Origin of the sequence: Streptomyces sp. NPDC088097 (assembly GCF_044741845.1) — a bacterium.
Taxonomy (GTDB): Bacteria; Actinomycetota; Actinomycetes; order Streptomycetales; family Streptomycetaceae; genus Streptomyces.
In genome coordinates this window covers 170,281-187,171 of sequence record NZ_JBIUTJ010000010.1, presented here as the reverse complement: position 1 = coordinate 187,171, position 16,891 = coordinate 170,281, and the positions used below count along the sequence as shown (strand labels likewise).

Here is a 16,891-nt window from a genome sequence, read left to right as displayed (position 1 = left end):
AAGGAACGCTCCGCATGTCCGCTCCCTCGCACCGTCGCCCCCGTGCCCGCCGCTTGACCGTCCTGGCCGCCGCTTCCGTGGCCGCCGCGGGTGCGCTCAGCGCCCTGCCCCTGACGGTGAGCGCGCACGCCGCCCCCGATCTCGCGCACGCCGCGCTGCCCGCACGCGACGGGTGGGCGGCGAGCGGCAAGGGGACCACCGGTGGCTCGGCGGCCGGCGCTTCCCGCGTGTTCACCGTCTCCACCCGGGCCGAGCTGGTCCGGGCGTTGAGCGCCGGCTCCGGGACCGCGCCGCGCGTCATCCGCGTCAGGGGCTCCCTCGACGCGAACACCGATGACGACGGCCGCTCCCTGCGCTGCGAGGACTACGCCAAGGGCACGGGCTACTCGCTCGCCTCCTACCTGAAGGCGTACGACCCGAAGGTCTGGGGGCGCTCCGAGGTGCCCTCCGGCGCGCAGGAGTCGGCCCGGGCCGCCGCGCAGAAGAAGCAGGCGGCGCGGATCGTGTTCAAGGTGCCGTCGAACACCACGATCGTCGGCGTACCGGGAACAGGCGCCGGGCTGACGGGCGGCAGCCTCCAGGTCAAGGGCGCGGACAACGCCATCATCCGCAACCTCTCCTTCACCGACGTCCGCGACTGCTTCCCCCAGTGGGATCCCACGGACGGTTCGGACGGCAACTGGAACTCCGCCTACGACGCGCTCTCCCTGCGGGGCGCCACCCATGTCTGGGCCGACCACAACACGTTCACCGACGGCCCCCGCTACGACGGCGCCAACCCCCGGTACTTCGGGCGCGAGTATCAGGTCCACGACGGGGCGCTCGACATCACCAACGCCTCCGACCTGGTCACGGTCTCGTACAACCGGTTCGCCGACCACGACAAGACGATGCTCATCGGCGGCAGTGACGAGGACACCGGGCTGCGGGTCACCCTGCACCACAACGTCTTCCAGGGGACCGTCCAGCGCGCCCCGTTGGCCCGCGTCGGAGAGATCCACCTGTACAACAACCTCTTCGAGACGGCCGAGCGCCACGGCTACGCCTTCAGCTACTCCATCAGCTCCCGGGCGCGGGCCCAGGTGGTGGCCGAGTACAACCACTGGACGCTCCCCGAGGGCGGGAAGGTCTCCCGGCTGCTGACCGGCGACGGCACCGGCGCGCTGGCGGGCACCGGCAACCTCGTGAACGGCCTGAGCGCCGATCCGGTCGCCGCCTACAACGCCGAGAACCCCGGCAAGCGGATCCACCCGACGGTGAATTGGCGGCCCACGCTGTCCGCCGGGCTGGAGACCTCCGCGGCCGGACTGCCCGGCTCGCTCGGTCGGGCGGCGGGCGCCGGCGTCCTGACCGCCGCCGGTGGTCTCGCCGGGCCCGCCGTCCGGACTCCGTGAGGCGAGGTTCCCGGACATGGCTGTTACCGTCGCCGCCGTTGCCGTCCTGCGGCATGACATGGGCACAACGAACGGAGGGTCGCGCATGGTCCCCGTCCAGGAGATCCACGACAACGCCTCCATCGAGTTCCACGCCTTCTTCGAACGACACCACGCCGAACTCTCCCGGCTGGCCTGCATGCTCATCGGCGAGCCGGACGCCGCCGACGACCTGGCCGCGGACGCCCTCGTCGCGGTGTGGCACCGCTGGGACCGGGTGCGCCGTGCCGAGCACCCCCTCGCCTACGCCCGCGGGATCGTCGCCAACATGGCGCGTACGCGGATCCGGGCGGCGGTGCGCGAGCGCAGGCGCGTCGTCCTCTTCTGGTCGAGCCGTCCCGAGGAGGCCCACGCCCCGGACGTCGCCGCCGCCGTGGACGTACGAAGGGCCCTGGCCGGGCTGCCGTTTCGAAAACGGGCCTGTGTGGTCCTGCGCCATGCCCTGGACCTGTCCGAGAAGGACACGGCGCTCGCCCTCGGCATCTCGGTCGGAACGGTGAAGAGCCAGACCTCCAAGGGCATGGCGGAACTGCAGAAGCTGCTCGGCCCGCGGGCCGTCGGGGAACTCGCCGAAGGGGGGAGCCGGTGAACGACGTGGAGGGAAGGCTGCGGGAAGCCGCCCAGGGCCACGAGCCCGACCGGGAGCGGATGCTCGCGCGGCTGCGGCACGGCATGGCCGCGGTCGACACCGACGCCCGGCGCGCGCGTCGGCCGTCGCGGGCCCTCTCGTGGAGCCGCGTCGCCCTCGCCACGCTCGCCGTCGGCGTCACCACCCTCGTGGCCGGGGTGTTCACCGCCTCGCACGCCCCGGACGACGGGGAACGCGGCCGACAGCAGGCGACGGCGCCCGACGGCACCGGCGCCCCGAGCACCCGGAGCGGGCCGCTGTGGTCCGACGGCTCGGTCGACCCGCACAGCAACACCTACTGGGCCCAGAGCAACATCACCCTCCAGAGCGGCGAACCGCTCGCCGCGTTCACCCTGGAGGTCCGGATCGTCCAGACCGGCGGCGTGGCGACGACCGGCACCTGGCAGACCCTGCCGGGGGACGACTTCGAGGTCAGTGTCCGTCGGAGCGGCGCTGCGACGGTCTACCGATGGACCCTGAAGGCCGGCAGGACCGTCCCGGCCGGCCGGCACGTCTTCGCCGGCCAGTACAACCACGCCCCGGGCGGGCGCGACGCGGGGAAGGACACCTACGAGGCGACGGCCACCACGGCCGCGGGCGGCTCGTGCGAGGTCGGGGGCGCGTTCTGACCGGCGGGCCGCCCGCCGGTGGTTCCCTTCGGCCGATCGGTGGCGAGGAGCGACGCATTCCGGCGGGCGTCGTCCGACATGTCCGCTACACCACCATGAACCGGGAAGGCTCCCCTTTTGGAGCGGTAGAGCCGCAAGGCGCCATGTTGAAGTCAGTTGTGCATTTAGCCTTCGCTTTGCGGGGTGGTGTACCTCGCGAAGCGCGGAACCAATAAATGGAATCCTTTAATCCGCGAGCGAGTTCTTGACCTAAGCGGTTGATCATGCCTAAGGTTCAGGTGATCTTCACGGGGGAAAGACGGTACGGCCCGAACGGCGCTGTATCGGAAATGGGGGAGTAGCGAAGTCCGCGGTTGGATAGCCGAGGGACCGCATCACGATCATCGCTCTGGTTGGGCATTTGCGTATCTGCGCCGTCGCGCAATTGATTCCGCATGCCCGCCGGTCATTTCTCTTCTTCTTTTCACGTGTGGTGGCTGCATCCATCGAACTTCGGGATCGCTCTGTGCGCTGACGCGTGCGGGGTGCGACCGATGGGAGGCCTGCGCGTTTGTAGGCCTCCTCTGAGCGCCCGACCGGGCGACTACGTGTACGGGGAGGTGAAGAGCATGGAGAACCTGGACGTCATCGAGGTCGAGGACGACATCGTCGAGTTCGAGTCCGCCGAGGACAATGCCGCGAACGTTGGCAACATCGGCAACATCGGCAACATCGGCAACATCGGCAACATCGGCAACATCGGCAACATCGGCAACATTGGGAACATCGGCAACATCGGCAACATCTGATGAAGTCGGCTGGCGGGGGCCTTTCGGCCCCCGCCACATTACGGGGAGGCCGGACGTGGCGCGCTCGATCATAGAAGAGAAGATGGAAGCGGCGCGCAAGTTGGCCCGCGTGCTTTCCGACGGCAATGACGGATCGATCGACTCGATCTATATAGCGGGAAGCCTGACGGCCGGCCTCGGAAATCCCACCAGTGACGCGGACTTGTTCGTCCTCTATGCCGAGGAATCGGCAATGGGTGACGACGTGTCGCAATACAACGTCGACGGGCACCGGGTCGATGTCGAGCGTTACACCCTCGCTTTTGTCGAGGAAGCCGTCGAAGAGGTCACCTCTTTCCGGCTGCAGCGCGACAATCTGACGGACTTGCACAAGCTCCCGTCGAAGTTGGATTTCGTCTGTCGTCTCCACACCTCGGAGATCCTGCTCTCGTCCCCCGCGCTCGACGCTCACACGCGGCGCATCGACGAGTCCATCGGCGACATCCGCCAGGTCGCGGTCAACTATTCGGCCATCGCCATCAACGGACACCTGGAGGACTTCCTCGGCGCCTCCGTCGACGGTGACCTGGAGACCGCCGCGCTCGTCGGCCAAGACCTCACCGCGTACGCCGGCAAGGCCGTCGCGGCCGCCTCGGGGGACCTCTACCACAGCAAGAAGTGGGTCTACAAGCAGCTCGCGCGCACCCCCGTCGAGGGCTTCCCGAAGGACACGTTCGCGGACTTCCAGCGCGGTACCTGGACCGATCGGGGCTCTCAGGGCGCCGAGGACCTGGTGTTCTTCGTGCAGACCTGCATCGCGGTGAGTCAGCTGCTCAGCCGCCAGGGCGTCCCGCTGGGCGTGTGGCCGGCGTGGACCGCCCCGTCAGTGCCCGCCGCCGACGGACTGTGGCGCAACCCCTCGTACAACGTCCTCGGGCAGAGCGACGGGATCCTGCTCCACTGGGAGCTGCGTCGCCAGCTGATGCTGCGCGACCCCGCCGCCTTCGTCTGGGCGCTCTGCGACGGACGCGGGAAGCAGGACGTGGTCGAGGCCGTGGCACGGCTCGCCGAGCACGTCCCCGTGCTGAAGACGATGACCGCCGAGCGCGTCGAGAAGCTGCTCCGGTCGCTGAGCGAGCGCGACCTGGTGCGGGCAGAGCCGTTCTCCGTCCTCGACTCGATCTGATCGGCCCCGGGGGATGGGAAGCGTGATGAGCGGGGGATCCGCGCGGACCGGCGGCGCCGAGGGGCTCCTGGAGCTGGCCCAATGGGCGGTGGAGCGGCTGCGGGACTCGGCCGACTACGTGCAGGTCTACGCCGAGAGCACCCTTGAGGTGCGCGTCGAGTGCCTGGACGGCGAGGTCCTCGCGACCTGCGTCGAACCCCGCGAGGGGCTCGGCTGCATGGTCCGCAAGGACGACCGCTGGCGTCACCGGGCCTTCTCCGCGGAGGAACTGGCGGAACTGCCCTCCTGGCAGGCGGGATCCACCCCGCTCGGGCCGGAGGCGGTCGCGGCGCGGTGGCCGGAGCGCGAGGACGTGCCCTTCACGCCGGTCGCCGCACGCGACTGGCTCGTCCACGACACGAAGACGCCCCATTCCCTGCGCACGATGGAGGACTTCACCGCGCGCGCCGTCGCCGTCGTCGACACCGAAGGCGTACGGGCGAGTTCCGCCACCCGGCTGGTGCGACGCCGCGCCGAGGCCACGGTCACCGTCGACGGCGGACGCTACCGCGGCCTCAACCGGCAGCTGGAGCGCGGTCCGAAGGCGGGTCTCGGTCTCGGTGGCGGCGCCGTGCTCCCCGCCGACGTGGCCCGCGAGGCCCTCGGCCACGCGCAGGACTCGGCGCGCGCCGCGCTGCGGGGGAGCCACCGCACCCCCGTGGTGTTCGGCCCCACCGCCGCGGTCGGCTTCCTGCACGAACTCGTCGGCCACGCCCTCGAAGGCGACAACTTCGCGATGCGCAGCGACTACATCACCGCGCTGCGCAAGCCGGGCGCCATCCCCGCCGGACTCTCGCTGTACGACGACGCCACCCTGGCCGACGGCTACGGCTCGTACGCCATCGACGACGAGGGCCACGCCGGCCGCTCCACCGTCCTGGTGGCCAACGGGGAGATCGGCTCACCGCTCACCTCCGTACGGGCCGCGCAGCGCCACGGCTACACGCCCACCGGCAACGGACGCCGCCGGGACCACCGCGAACTGCCGCTGCCCCGCGCCAGCAACACCGTGGTCCCGCCCGGTGCCGAAGACCCGGCCGCGCTACTGGGGGCCGTCCGTGAGGGAGTGCTCCACGTCGGCAGCCTGGGCGCGGGGATGATCAACCTGGCCACCGGCGAGTTCTCGTTCGCGGCCCTCAACTGCACCTACCTCACCCCCGACGGCCACCGCGTCCCCGTTCGCGACGTCAGTCTCTTCGGCGACGCGCTGGACGTGCTGCGCCGCGTGGAAGGCGTCGGCTCGGATTTCGGCGGCGACAGCATCACCTGTGGAAAGCAGGGCCAGATGATCGGGATCGGGCTCTTCTCGCCCTCGATGCGCTACTCCGCACTGGATTGGAGCGCGGCATGAGAGTGCTGGAGACCAGGACCGCCCGCGGTCTGGCCACGGTGGACGCCGTCCAAGGCGCCCTGCGCGAGGGCGAGTACGCGGCCACCCACGTCGAACGGACCGCCCGGCGCCGACTCACGGCCGACCAGGACGGCCGCAAGCGCCTCTTCGTCGATGACCCGGGGTTCGGCGGCTTCGTACGCCTGGGCCGGGGCGGCCGGGAGCTGTACCTCAACGCGAACGACCTGAGCGAGCGGGGTGCGGCCCCGCTCCTGGACAGCGGGCGCCGATTCTTCGGCCTCGGCACCCCCGCCCCCGTCACGGAAGCCGGCGCGGCGCACGTCGTCGCCCCGGGCGCCGACGGGGGTTGGGAGACCACTGCCGACCGCCTCGACATGGGCGCGGCGGCCTCCGGGGCCGCCGGGCTGTCGGACGCCCTCGCCGCTCGGCTGCACGCCGGGCAGGGTGTCGGCAGCCTGCAGATCTCCGACGTCCTGCGGGAGTCGGTGTACGCGGACGGCTCCGGGACCCGGCGCTGGGAGCGTTGCTACGGGGTCGAGCTGACGGCCGTCGCCACGAGCGCCGACGGCGCCCGCGCCGTCTCCGCCTCCCGCTACGCCACCGGGCTCGACGGGATCGACCCGGCGTGCCTGGGCCGCGAACTGAGCCTGATGGAGAGCGGCACGGGCCCGGGGGAGCGACCCTTCGAGGGGTCCCGCGTCGTCTTCGCCCCCACCGCGACCGCGCAGTTGCTGCGGGCCCTGACCCAGACGATCCTGCTCAATCCCGTTACGCGGCCCGAACCCCTGGCCACCTCGCTCGTGGACGAGGGGCCGCGCCGTGACGCGTACGGCGCCCGCTCCTTCGACTGCGAGGGCACCCCGACCGGCCGGACGGAGCTGATCGGGCACGACGGCGCCCAGCGCGCCGTCGTCACCCGCAAGGGCCGCGCCGGTTGTGGTCCGGCGGACGGCCGGTCGCTGACGGGGCACGCCCGGTGGAACCCGCTGAAGAACTTCCCGCAGCCGACGGCCGGCAACGTCCGGCTGACACCGACCGGCGGCGGCGACCTGCTGGCCGGCGCGCGGTGCGTGGTCGTGGACGCCCGGACCCTGGGCGTCGAGGAGTTCCGCTCCGGCGGCCAGCTGGCGTTCCGACTGATGGCGGCCCACGTGGTGGACGGGGTCCCACAGGGCCCCTTCCGCCCCATGTCCGTCGAGGGCGAGGCCATCGACTTCCTGGCCTCCGTCACGGCGGTCGCGGACCACGTCTCGTACTTCCCCGGGCAGATCTCGGCCGGGGGCGGCTACCTGGAGATGGACCTCACCCGGGTCACCTCGAAAGCGAGAGAGCGATGAGCACGAACGGCACGGGCCTCGAAGCCCGCGGACTCGTCCGCGAATTCACCACCAAGGACGGCGCCGTGCGGCGGGCGGTCGACGACGTCGCGCTGACCGTCCGGCCCGGTGAGCTGGTCTCGGTGCTCGGCCCCAACGGGGCGGGCAAGACCACCACCGTCAAGATGCTCACCGGCCTGCTGCTGCCCACGTCGGGCACCGTGCTGATCGACGGCCACGACGTGGTGCGCGCGCGCCGGCGCGCCTCGCTGGCCTGCGGTTTCAGCCTGGGCGGCGACACCGGTCTCTACCCGCGGCTGACGGCCCGGCAGAACCTGGAGTTCTTCGGGCTCATGTACGGCCTGCGCGGGTCGCGGTTGGACGCCCGCGGTCGGCTGCTGCTGGAGGAGGTCGACCTCGCGGACCGCGCCGGTGACCTCGTGGGCTCGTTCTCGCGGGGCATGAAGCAGCGCCTGCACCTGGCGCGCGCCCTGCTGCACGACCCGGCCGTGCTCATCCTGGACGAGCCGTCCGCGGGGCTCGACCCGCAGTCCGCCGCCGCCATGCGCGCCCTCGTGGCCCGGCTGGCGGGGGAGGGCCGCAGCATCCTGCTGACGACCCACGACATGCGCGAGGCCGAGGAGCTCAGCAACCGCATCGTGCTGATGAAGGGCGGCCGGGTCCACACCGAATCCACGGCCGCCGAACTGCGGCTCACCGCGGCGGAGCGGCTCGGCCACGTGGTGAACGCCGTCTTCTCGGCGGGCGGGGCCCCCGAGGCGATCGGGGACTGCCCGGGGCTGACGCGGTGGGAGCAGAGCGGCGGTTCGGTCACCCTGCGGGTCTCCGACGGGGCCGCCGCGGTCCAGTGGCTGCTGGCGACCTTCCCGGGCGCGACCAGCAGCGTCGCCGTCACGCCGCCCACCCTCGAAGAGGTCTTCCTCGACATGGTGGCCGCGAAATGACGACCGCGACCCAGAAGCGCACGGGCGCCGCGCTCGGCCGGACCGGCTGGTTCCTGCCCACCTTCACGCGGGCGCTCACGGACCAGGTGCGCATCCACGCCTCCAGCCCGATGGCAGTCTTCTCCACCCTGGCGATGCCGTGCGTGTTCGCCTTCATCGTGCACGCCAACGCCAGTGGCGGTGCGGCGCGCGACACCACCGGTGACATGGCCGTCGGCTCCGCCGGGATCGGCATGCTCGACTCGATCATCGTGCTCGTCGTCGTCAGCCTGATGGGCGAGAAGCAGTGGAAGACGCTGTACGCGGCGCTGGGCAGCCCGGGCGGACTCGTCCCGGTGGTGCTCGGCCGGTTGACCGGCACCGCCGTGCAGTCGCTGACCGCGCTGCCCGGAACGCTGATCATCCTCGTCCTGCTGTTCGGCCTCGGTGACGGCTTCGACTGGGTCCGCTGGTCCGTCGGCGGAGTGCTCCTGGCCTTCTCGACCGCGTCCGTGGTCGGACTGCTCGGCTTCGCCGTGCTCCGCTACCCGTACTCGGCCGGCATGACGAACGGCCTGACCGGCCTCGTCATGGCCCTCAGCGCGCTGATCGTGCCGCAGTCCGCCCTGCCGGGACCGGTCCAGAAGATCGCGCTCGTGATCCCGCAGTCCCACGTCATGGCCTGGGTCCGCGGCGGTGGCACGGGCGAACTGTTGGCGGCGCTCGCGCTGACCGGCCTCTTCTGCGGGCTCGTCGTCCTCGCCATCCGGCGGCTGGAGCGCACAGCCCGCCACCAGGCCCTGCCCTTGGAGGCGTGACCCATGCCGATCAGTACCGAGGAACGTCCGGGCAGCGCGGCCAGTGCCGCCCTGCGGGGCGCCACGCTCTCGTACCGCGCCCTGTTCACCTGGCTCAACCCGCTCGGCTACCTGAGCTCGCGCATCGTCCGGCCCATCGGCATGGCGATCGCCTTCATCTCCCTGTCCACCCACTACGGGGCCGCCGCCGGACGCATGCTCGTGGCCTCCAGCCTGCTGGCAGGGGCCGGGGCCGTCGTCTACGGGATGGCGCTGTCGATCGGCAACGAGCGCTCCTTCGGCACCCTGGGGATCTGGCTCGCCTCACCCCAGAACAAGTTGGCCTCGGCCTGCCAGCGGGCGCTGCCGCACGTGGTGGACGGATTCGTCGGCGGGCTGTGCACCTACCTGGTGTGCTGCCTGCTCTACACGACACTGCCGATCGGGTTGGCCGAGTTCGCCGGCCTGCTGGCCGTCGCGGTCGTGACCACCGCCGGCTTCGGCCTCTCGCTGTCCGCGTTCGCCCTGGTCGTCGAGGACCTCTTCGTCGGCCCGAACATGGCCGAGCTGCTCCTCATGGTCCTGTCGGGAACCCTCGTTCCCCAGGACCGGCTGCCGGACTTCCTGCGGCCCGTGAGCGAGGCCATGCCGCTCAGCCACGTGATGGACGCGGTCGAGCGGAGCCTGGACGGGCGCCCGTACGGGTCGGCCCTGCCGCTCGAACTCCTCGTCGGCGCCGCCTGGTTCGCGGCCGGCGTGATCTTCCTGCACTGGGCAGTCAGCCGTGCGTCAGCCCGCACCGCGCTCGGCGACGCCTAGAACACCCAAGAAAGAGAGAAATGAGCAAGATGTCTACCTTCAGCCGTGCGGCAACCGCCTGGATCGACCCGCGGGGGACTTTCGGGGCCACGGCCGGTCGACGTGACGGTCTGATCACCCGCGACCACCTCGCGGCCCGTCCCCTGGCAGCCGCCGAGTCCTACTTCACTCCCTCCCTGCCGGTCGAGGTGCACTGCCACGGGCTGGGAGACGTCGATTTCTCCAACTTCGCGGAGATCGACCTCTTCGCGGTCGACAAGCACGCCGCCTCCGAGGGCCTGCTGTGCATCCCCACCCTCTACCTCCGCCAGGAACGGCTCGACGGATTCGTCGAGTTCATGCGGGGCTTCGCCGCGCTGAAGGCCGACGGCAAGCTGCCGTTCGTCCCCGCCATCGCGCTGGAAGGGCCGCTCGTCGCCAGCTTCGGCGGCACCCCGGCCTCCTCCGTGTGGGCCCCCTCCAAGGCGGAGTGGGAGAAGCTCGCCGGCTGCGGACCGCTCGGCCTCGTCTACATCATGATCTCGCCGGACGCGCTCCAGTCCAGCTCCTACCTCGCGGCCCAGTTCACCCCGGACCACCCCTCGCTGGAGTGGATCGTCACGCGCCTCGTCGAGAACGGCGTTCGCCCGGCCCTGGGCCACTTCGCCAAGGAGAACCCGCAGATCGGGGCGGACTGCGTCGAGGAGGTGCTCGCGACGGCCGAGGCCGCCGACTGCCCGCACTCCGGCGTCCGCGTGGTCACCGACCACCTCTTCAACGAGATGCCGCTGCTGATCAAGCACGCCTTCCGCACGTCCAAGGCCCGCGCCAACCGCGACGCGCTGCTCGCGAGCTACGACCTGCCGTCCTGGAACTTGAAGGACCTGCACGAACAGGTCGGACCCGTCCCGGCGGCCATCATGCGCGGCGCCCACGCGGGCCGCATCGCGGCCTGTCTCAACTTCGACGGCGAGCACGTCGACTTCGCCATCGCCAAGCGGGCCATCGAGATCGTCGGTCCGCGGAACATGATGCTGATGACCGACCGCAGCGACACCGCGCGCCTGGCCGGTCAGGACCTCCACCAGGAGGCGGGCAGCGACCTCTGGTACCAGGAGGCGGGAGTGGTCGCGGCCGGCACCCAGCCGATCGACCAGCAGATCGCCAACGTCCGGGCCCTCGGCGTCTCGGAGGAGGACATCTGGCACCTGGTCTCCTTCACCGCCTACCGCACCTTCTTCCCCGAGGTCGACCTCGGCGCCGAGCAGTACCGCACGGGCTGTCACGTCGACGCCGAACGGCAGCGCGTCGCGCTGATCTGAACCCGGCGCGTCCGACGAGGAAGCGAAAGCACAGCGAGGAGAACAGCCATGGGGATGGGGACGACGCGGAACCCCGAAGAGCGGGCCCACGACATACCGCCGCAACTCCTGGCGGCCGTGACCCGGTCGCCGGTGAAGGCGCGGTTGTTCGGAGCGGACACCTACCTGAGGGAAGCCGCCTGGACCTTCGCAGAGGACGCCGACGTCCTCGGGGGCACCACCCTGTGCGTCCTCAAGCCGGACGCCGCCGTGGGACGCCGGTACGGGACGGCCCTGGAAGCGCTGCGGGACAACGGCTTCCACCCGGCCGACGTCCTGCGGGTGCGCCACTCCAGGCTGACGATCCGCGAGACGTGGCGCTTCCAGCTCAACTTCGCCGACCGCGAGCGGATCGCCGCCATGGACCTGTACCTGGGCTCCCTGGACTGCGTCCTGCTCGTCCTGCGCGACGAACGCCACCGGCCCGGCGACGTTCCGGCATCCGTCCGGCTCGCCGCGCTGAAGGGCCCCGCCACGGCGGAACTGCGCCGGCCGGAACACCTGCGCGCACGGCTCGGGGCGCTCAACGGCCTGTTCAACTTCGTACACACGGCCGACGAGCCCATCGACGTCCTGCGCGACCTCGGGCTCCTGCTCGAACAACCCCGACGCGAACGGGTACGGGAGCGCCTCCTCGCACGCCACGACGCGTCCGAGGAGGCCCGGCGGATCTGCGACACGATCGAAGCCGAGACCCCGCCCCACGACCTCGACCCGGAACGGAGCCTGCACCGCCTCACGCGGTCCGCCGGACCCGCCGGCGACGTGGCGCGCGCGGGCCGGGCGGGGGCCACCGTCACCCCCGCGGACCTGCTGCGCGCCGCGCACCACCCCGACGCGGACCCGGCGGACCTGTGGGACCTGCTGTCCGTCCTCACCGCGACCCTGCGGTTCAACACCCCCGGCATCGAGCGCATCTTCCCCAACGTCCTGCTGGGCGCCTGGCAGGAGGAGCGGTGAGCGTCCCGAACCTCTGCGTCTGCCTCCACGTCACCGAGGAGGAGGTCGTCTCCCTGATCCGGCGCGGCGTCACCACCGTCGACGCCATCGGCGAGCGGTGCGGCGCCGGGCAGGGCTGCGGCGGCTGCCGGGACGACCTCGCCGAACTCATCGAGGACTTCGCCGACGCGACGGACGACCGTCCGGTGGAGGCGGTGACCGGTGCCCGGTACTGAGGAGCGCCCCGCGTCCTTCTGGCGCACCGCCCTGGAGGAAGCCGCGGCCTTCGCGCTCGACACGGTGACCGTCGAGGAGGCGACCCCGCTCGTCGGCGCCGAGGTGTACGACCTGTCCTTCGCCGGAGCCCACGGCCACCGGATCGGCGGCCGGCTCCTCCTCCCGCGCGGCGCCGACGGCCCGCTCCCCTGCGTCGTCCAGTACCTCGGCTACGGCGAAGGCCGGGGGCACGCCCTCGACGGGCTGCTGTGGCCGGCCCTGGGCTACGCCACGCTGGTCGTCGACACCCGGGGCCAGAGCGGCGCCGGCGGTCGCCGGGGCACCACCCCGGACCCCGTCGGCCTCACCCACCCGCAGATCCCCGGGTTCACCACCCGCGGCGTCCTGGATCCGCGGACCTACTACTACCGGGACGCGTACGTCGACGCCGTACGGGCCGTGGAGGTCGCCGCCGCGCACCCGGCCGTCGACCCCGAACGCATCGCCACCGCCGGCTGCAGCCAGGGCGGCCAACTGGCCCTGGCCGCAGCCGTCCTGAGCCCGTCGGTCGCCGCCGCGCTCGTGGAATCGCCGTTCCTGTCCGCCGTCACCGACCTGGCGGCGCTGCCCGACCGGCAGCCGTACCGCGAGCTGTTGCGGTTCCACGCGTCCTACCCGGACCTCGCCCCGCGGGCCCTGCGGACCCTGCGCCTCTTCGACGTCGCCGAACTGGCCGCCCACGGACGCTGCCCCGCGCTGTTCTCCGTCGCGGGCCGCGACGTCCGGTGCGCACCCGAGACCGGCTACGCCGCCCACGCCCGCTACCCGGCCGACAAGCGGCTCCTGACGTGGCCCACGGCCGAACACGCGGCCCCCAACACTCCCTTGCGGCTGGCCGAGGCGGAGTTCCTCGCGGACGTCTTCACCCGACCGCCGGCACCGGGCGTACCGGCTTTTTGGCAGGAAGGACAGGACATATGACACTGCCGCGCTCAGACAGCCCGCCGGTCGACCGGCTGACCGAGATCGACCCCCGGATCCGGGAGGCGGTCACCTGGTCGCGGGAGAAGGCCGACCTGTACGCGGTCGACCAGTACTTCCGCGAAGCGTGCTGGGCCTTCGGCGACATCGTCCCGCAGATGCTCGGCATCGCCCTGTGCATGCTCAAGCCCGAGGCGACGGCCGGACGCAGACTGCGGCCCGCGTTGCGCATCCTGCGCGAGGAGGGGTTCCATCCCGTCGACGCGGTGCGCTTCCGGCACGACCGGCTGACGATCCGCGAAGTCTGGCGCTACCAGTTCAACATCGCCTCCCGCGAGCGGATCGAGGCCATGGACGCCATCCTGCCCAGCACCGACACCGTCGCGCTGGTCCTCAGGGACGAGCGGTGGTCCCCCGGCGCCCTCCCCGCGGCGGTACGCCTCAACGCGCTCAAGGGGCCGGCGGACCCGGCGCTGCGCGGCCCGCAGCACCTGCGGCACCGGCTCGGGGTCGTCAACGGCCTGTTCAACTTCACGCACATCTCGGACGAGCCGGCCGACGTGCTCCGCGAACTGGCGGTGATCTGCGACGAGCCCCGCCGCGACCTCGTGCGCCGCCGCGTCCTCGCCGGGCACAACGCCCGCCCCGAGGTCCTCGCCACCTTCCAGGACCTCGAAGGCGAGCACCCCGAGCACGACTTCGACCTGGAAGCGAGCTGGCGGCGGCTGGAGGCGGCCCCCGGAGCCCCGGGTGAGCCTGCCCGCCGCCGCGCGCGCGGAGAGCGACCGTCCCTGGACACCGTCCTCGCCCTCACGCGCGCCACACCGGTGGACAGCCCGCACCGCTGGGACCTGCTGACCGTGGTGACGCACCTGCTGACCGAGATGAACGTGCCCGGCGTGACACCCTCCGTGCCCAACGTCACGGAGGCCTGGCGCCCCGAGGGCGTCGCGGTCGGAGCCGCCTCGTGAGCGCCGTGCTCGCCACCCTCAACCTCGGCATCGAGAGCACGGGCCCGTGGACGGACGTCGGCCGCAGCGGCATCGACAAGCGTCCCGTCGCCCACCGGGTGACGGCCCGCACCTGGGGCCTGGAGGGCGACCTGATCGCCAATCCGAAGGTGCACGGCGGCCCGAACAAGGCCGTGTACGCCTTCGCCCGCGAGGACGCCGTGTTCTGGGAGCGGGAACTCGCGCGCGAGATCCGACCCGGCAACTTCGGCGAGAACTTCTCCACCCTCGGCCTCGACATCACCGGCGCCGAGGTCGGGGAACAATGGGCCGTCGGGGACGCCGTGTTCGAGGTCATCCGGGCCCGCAAGCCGTGCCGTGTCTTCGCCGGGTTCTGGGACGTGCCCGACCTGATCAAACGCTTCATCGCACACGGGGCCCCCGGCGCGTACCTGCGCGTGCTGAAGGAGGGCGACGTCGGGGCGGGGGACCGGATCGAGGTCATCAGGCGCCCCGGCCACGGGGTCACCATCGGACTGATGCTGAAGGCCCTGACCACCGAGCGCCACCTGCTGCCGCGTTTCCTCGACGCGCCCGAGATGCTCCCCAAACACCACGAGAAGGCCCGCCAGTGGCTGGCCGCACAACAACCCACGGAGAGTGCGACGCGATGACGACGACCGACACACAGCCGCTGATCGCCCCGGCCCGGCTGGCCGCGCTGGACTGGAGCGACATGCCGGCCCTGCACGGCCCCATGGAAGCGCTGCTCGACGAGCTGGTGACCCCGACCTGGCTGAACGAGGCCTTCGACCACGTGCTGCGCACGCCCGAGCTGCTCGACCAGTGCGAGCGGCTGGAGGAGCTCGACCGGGTCGTCCTGGTCAACGACAAGGCCAGCGACGTGCGCGTGCGGCTGCACGTCTTCACCGGCAGCGGCTTCGACCGCCCGCACAACCACCGGTGGAGCTTCGGCAGCCGCATCCTGTACGGCAGCTACGAGCACTACCTCTTCGGCGACTACGAGGACCTGGACACCGACACGCGCATCGGCTCCCCGGCGCTGGTCCGCGAGGAGACCGCCGGGTCCGGCTACGTCATCCGCCACACCATGGTCCACACGGTCAGCTCGGCGCCCGACACTACTTCGTTGATCGTCCGCGGCCCCTCCGAGAAGGACCGCTTCGTCGTGATGAACCGGGACTCGGGCGAGGCCTGGTGGCAGTACGGCCAGAAGGCGGAGAAGCCGGAGGACCAGGCGGGGCGGAGGCTGGGCGCGGCCCGGGTCGAGGAGATCCGGCAGCTGCTGATCAGCCAGGGCTGCATCCGATGACCGGGCAGCAGGTGAACGAGGCCGAGGCGGCCGTCGAGGCCGTCGAGCGCGTGCAGCCCGTCGAACTCGTCGTCTTCGACTGCGACGGCGTCCTCGTCGACAGCGAGCCCATCGCCGTGCGCACGCACGTCGCGCTCGGCGCCGAGCTGGGCTGGCCGCTCGGTGAGGCCGAGGTCATGGAGCGCTTCGTGGGCCGCTCCACCACCTCCATCGGCGAGCAGATCGCCGAACGGGTCGGCCCCGACACCGCGCGGATCTGGGACGAGCGCTTCCGCGAGGAGCACGCCCGCGCCGTGGACAGCGGGCTGACGTCGGTCGACGGCATCGAGGAGGCCCTCGACGGCCTGGAGGCCGCGGGCCTCGGGCCCCGGCAGTGGTGCATCGCCTCCAGCGGCAGCCACGACAAGATGCGGCACACCCTGGGCCGCGTCGGACTGTACGAACGCTTCGAAGGCCGGATCTTCAGCGCCCACGAGGTCGAGCGCGGCAAGCCCGCCCCCGACCTCTTCCTGCACGCCGCCCGTTCCATGGGCGTGGACCCGGCGCTCTGCGCGGTCGTCGAGGACAGCCGCTTCGGCATCCAGGCCGCCACGGCCGCCGGCATGCGCGGCTTCGGCTACGCGGGCGGCCTGACCCCCGCCGAGTGGTTGACCGTCCCGGGCACGGTCGTCTTCACCGACATGAGGCGGCTCCCGCGTCTGCTGGTGGCGCACGGGGAGGGCACGGTCGGACATGCCGCTTGAGATCGAGCGCAAGTTCCTGCTGGACGGCTTCACCCCGCCGTCCTCGGTGGCGGCGGAGCCCATCGAGCAGGGCTACATCGCCATCACCGCCGACGGCACCGAGGTGCGCCTGCGCAGCATCGCCGGCGCGTACGTCCTCGGCGTCAAGCGGGGGACCGGCTCGCTCGCGCGCACCGAGGTGGAATGCCCGCTGACGGAGTCGGAGTTCGACGAGCTGTGGCCGTCCACGGCCGGCGCCCGTCTGGTGAAGACCCGCTACGCCGTGCCGCTGGACGCGACGACGGCGTACGTGGACGTCTACGCGGAGTCCCTGGCGGGCCTGCACACCGTCGAGGTCGAGTTCGGGTCGGAGGAGGAGGCCGCGGACTTCACCCCGCCGACCTGGTTCGGCCGGGAGATCACCGGGGTCAAACGCTACAAGAACCGGGTCCTGGCGACCGAGGGGCCGCCGCCCGCCTGAAGTGGCCGTGCGGGGCGCCG

19 protein-coding genes are annotated in these 16,891 nt (G+C 71.8%); all 19 read left to right on the top strand.

Going from position 1 to position 16,891, the window contains the following annotated elements; all coding sequences use genetic code 11:
* The first annotated feature begins 14 nt into the window (after nucleotides 1-14).
* The 19 genes from ACIOD1_RS25535 (at nucleotide 15) to ACIOD1_RS25445 (ending at nucleotide 16,871) form a co-directional block, all read left to right on the top strand.
* Nucleotides 15-1,394 carry a polysaccharide lyase family 1 protein gene (locus tag ACIOD1_RS25535; protein ID WP_401904814.1) on the top strand — a complete coding sequence of 460 codons (1,380 nt, stop codon included), beginning with the start codon at nucleotides 15-17 and terminating at the stop codon, nucleotides 1,392-1,394.
* Between the two features lie 85 nt (nucleotides 1,395-1,479).
* On the top strand, nucleotides 1,480-2,022 hold the full coding sequence (locus tag ACIOD1_RS25530; RefSeq protein ID WP_365621139.1) for a SigE family RNA polymerase sigma factor: 543 nt from the start codon (nucleotides 1,480-1,482) through the stop codon (nucleotides 2,020-2,022).
* Nucleotides 2,019-2,690 (top strand): hypothetical protein, encoded by a 672-nt coding sequence (locus ACIOD1_RS25525; protein ID WP_401904811.1) that lies wholly within the window; start codon nucleotides 2,019-2,021, stop codon nucleotides 2,688-2,690. Before ACIOD1_RS25530 ends, ACIOD1_RS25525 begins: the two co-directional genes overlap by 4 nt.
* A gap of 608 nt (nucleotides 2,691-3,298) precedes the next feature.
* A complete protein-coding gene (locus ACIOD1_RS25520; RefSeq protein ID WP_401904809.1) occupies nucleotides 3,299-3,478 on the top strand; it encodes a hypothetical protein in 180 nt (59 codons plus the stop codon).
* A gap of 82 nt (nucleotides 3,479-3,560) precedes the next feature.
* Entirely contained in the window at nucleotides 3,561-4,643 is a 1,083-nt protein-coding gene (locus tag ACIOD1_RS25515; RefSeq protein WP_365621292.1) for a PqqD family protein, read from the top strand.
* Nucleotides 4,644-4,668: 25 nt separating this feature from the next.
* Nucleotides 4,669-6,033, top strand: a complete 1,365-nt coding sequence (locus ACIOD1_RS25510) for a TldD/PmbA family protein (protein WP_365621133.1) — start codon at nucleotides 4,669-4,671, stop codon at nucleotides 6,031-6,033.
* Entirely contained in the window at nucleotides 6,030-7,370 is a 1,341-nt protein-coding gene (locus tag ACIOD1_RS25505) for a metallopeptidase TldD-related protein (RefSeq protein ID WP_401904806.1), read from the top strand. Before ACIOD1_RS25510 ends, ACIOD1_RS25505 begins: the two co-directional genes overlap by 4 nt.
* On the top strand, nucleotides 7,367-8,314 hold the full coding sequence (locus ACIOD1_RS25500; protein ID WP_365621129.1) for an ABC transporter ATP-binding protein: 948 nt from the start codon (nucleotides 7,367-7,369) through the stop codon (nucleotides 8,312-8,314). The genes ACIOD1_RS25505 and ACIOD1_RS25500 overlap by 4 nt, the downstream gene beginning before the upstream one ends.
* Nucleotides 8,311-9,111 (top strand): hypothetical protein, encoded by an 801-nt coding sequence (locus ACIOD1_RS25495; RefSeq protein WP_365621127.1) that lies wholly within the window; start codon nucleotides 8,311-8,313, stop codon nucleotides 9,109-9,111. Before ACIOD1_RS25500 ends, ACIOD1_RS25495 begins: the two co-directional genes overlap by 4 nt.
* 3 nt (nucleotides 9,112-9,114) lie before the next feature.
* Nucleotides 9,115-9,909: an ABC transporter permease gene (locus ACIOD1_RS25490; RefSeq protein ID WP_365621125.1), complete on the top strand. Its 795-nt coding sequence runs from the start codon at nucleotides 9,115-9,117 to the stop codon at nucleotides 9,907-9,909.
* Between the two features lie 20 nt (nucleotides 9,910-9,929).
* Entirely contained in the window at nucleotides 9,930-11,210 is a 1,281-nt protein-coding gene (locus ACIOD1_RS25485; RefSeq protein WP_365621123.1) for a hypothetical protein, read from the top strand.
* 54 nt (nucleotides 11,211-11,264) lie between these two features.
* Nucleotides 11,265-12,209, top strand: coding sequence for a hypothetical protein (locus ACIOD1_RS25480; protein WP_401904803.1), 945 nt, complete (start codon nucleotides 11,265-11,267; stop codon nucleotides 12,207-12,209).
* On the top strand, nucleotides 12,206-12,424 hold the full coding sequence (locus ACIOD1_RS25475) for a (2Fe-2S)-binding protein (protein WP_365621117.1): 219 nt from the start codon (nucleotides 12,206-12,208) through the stop codon (nucleotides 12,422-12,424). The genes ACIOD1_RS25480 and ACIOD1_RS25475 overlap by 4 nt, the downstream gene beginning before the upstream one ends.
* A complete protein-coding gene (locus ACIOD1_RS25470; protein WP_401904801.1) occupies nucleotides 12,411-13,385 on the top strand; it encodes an acetylxylan esterase in 975 nt (324 codons plus the stop codon). Before ACIOD1_RS25475 ends, ACIOD1_RS25470 begins: the two co-directional genes overlap by 14 nt.
* A complete protein-coding gene (locus tag ACIOD1_RS25465; protein WP_401904799.1) occupies nucleotides 13,382-14,356 on the top strand; it encodes a hypothetical protein in 975 nt (324 codons plus the stop codon). Before ACIOD1_RS25470 ends, ACIOD1_RS25465 begins: the two co-directional genes overlap by 4 nt.
* A complete protein-coding gene (locus tag ACIOD1_RS25460) occupies nucleotides 14,353-15,009 on the top strand; it encodes an MOSC domain-containing protein (protein WP_401904797.1) in 657 nt (218 codons plus the stop codon). The genes ACIOD1_RS25465 and ACIOD1_RS25460 overlap by 4 nt, the downstream gene beginning before the upstream one ends.
* Complete coding sequence (locus ACIOD1_RS25455; RefSeq protein WP_365621106.1) at nucleotides 15,006-15,668, top strand: hypothetical protein; 663 nt, start codon at nucleotides 15,006-15,008, stop codon at nucleotides 15,666-15,668. The genes ACIOD1_RS25460 and ACIOD1_RS25455 overlap by 4 nt, the downstream gene beginning before the upstream one ends.
* Nucleotides 15,665-16,411: an HAD family hydrolase gene (locus tag ACIOD1_RS25450; protein ID WP_401904794.1), complete on the top strand. Its 747-nt coding sequence runs from the start codon at nucleotides 15,665-15,667 to the stop codon at nucleotides 16,409-16,411. The genes ACIOD1_RS25455 and ACIOD1_RS25450 overlap by 4 nt, the downstream gene beginning before the upstream one ends.
* Entirely contained in the window at nucleotides 16,401-16,871 is a 471-nt protein-coding gene (locus ACIOD1_RS25445) for an adenylate cyclase (protein WP_401904792.1), read from the top strand. Before ACIOD1_RS25450 ends, ACIOD1_RS25445 begins: the two co-directional genes overlap by 11 nt.
* Nucleotides 16,872-16,891 lie beyond the last annotated feature (20 nt).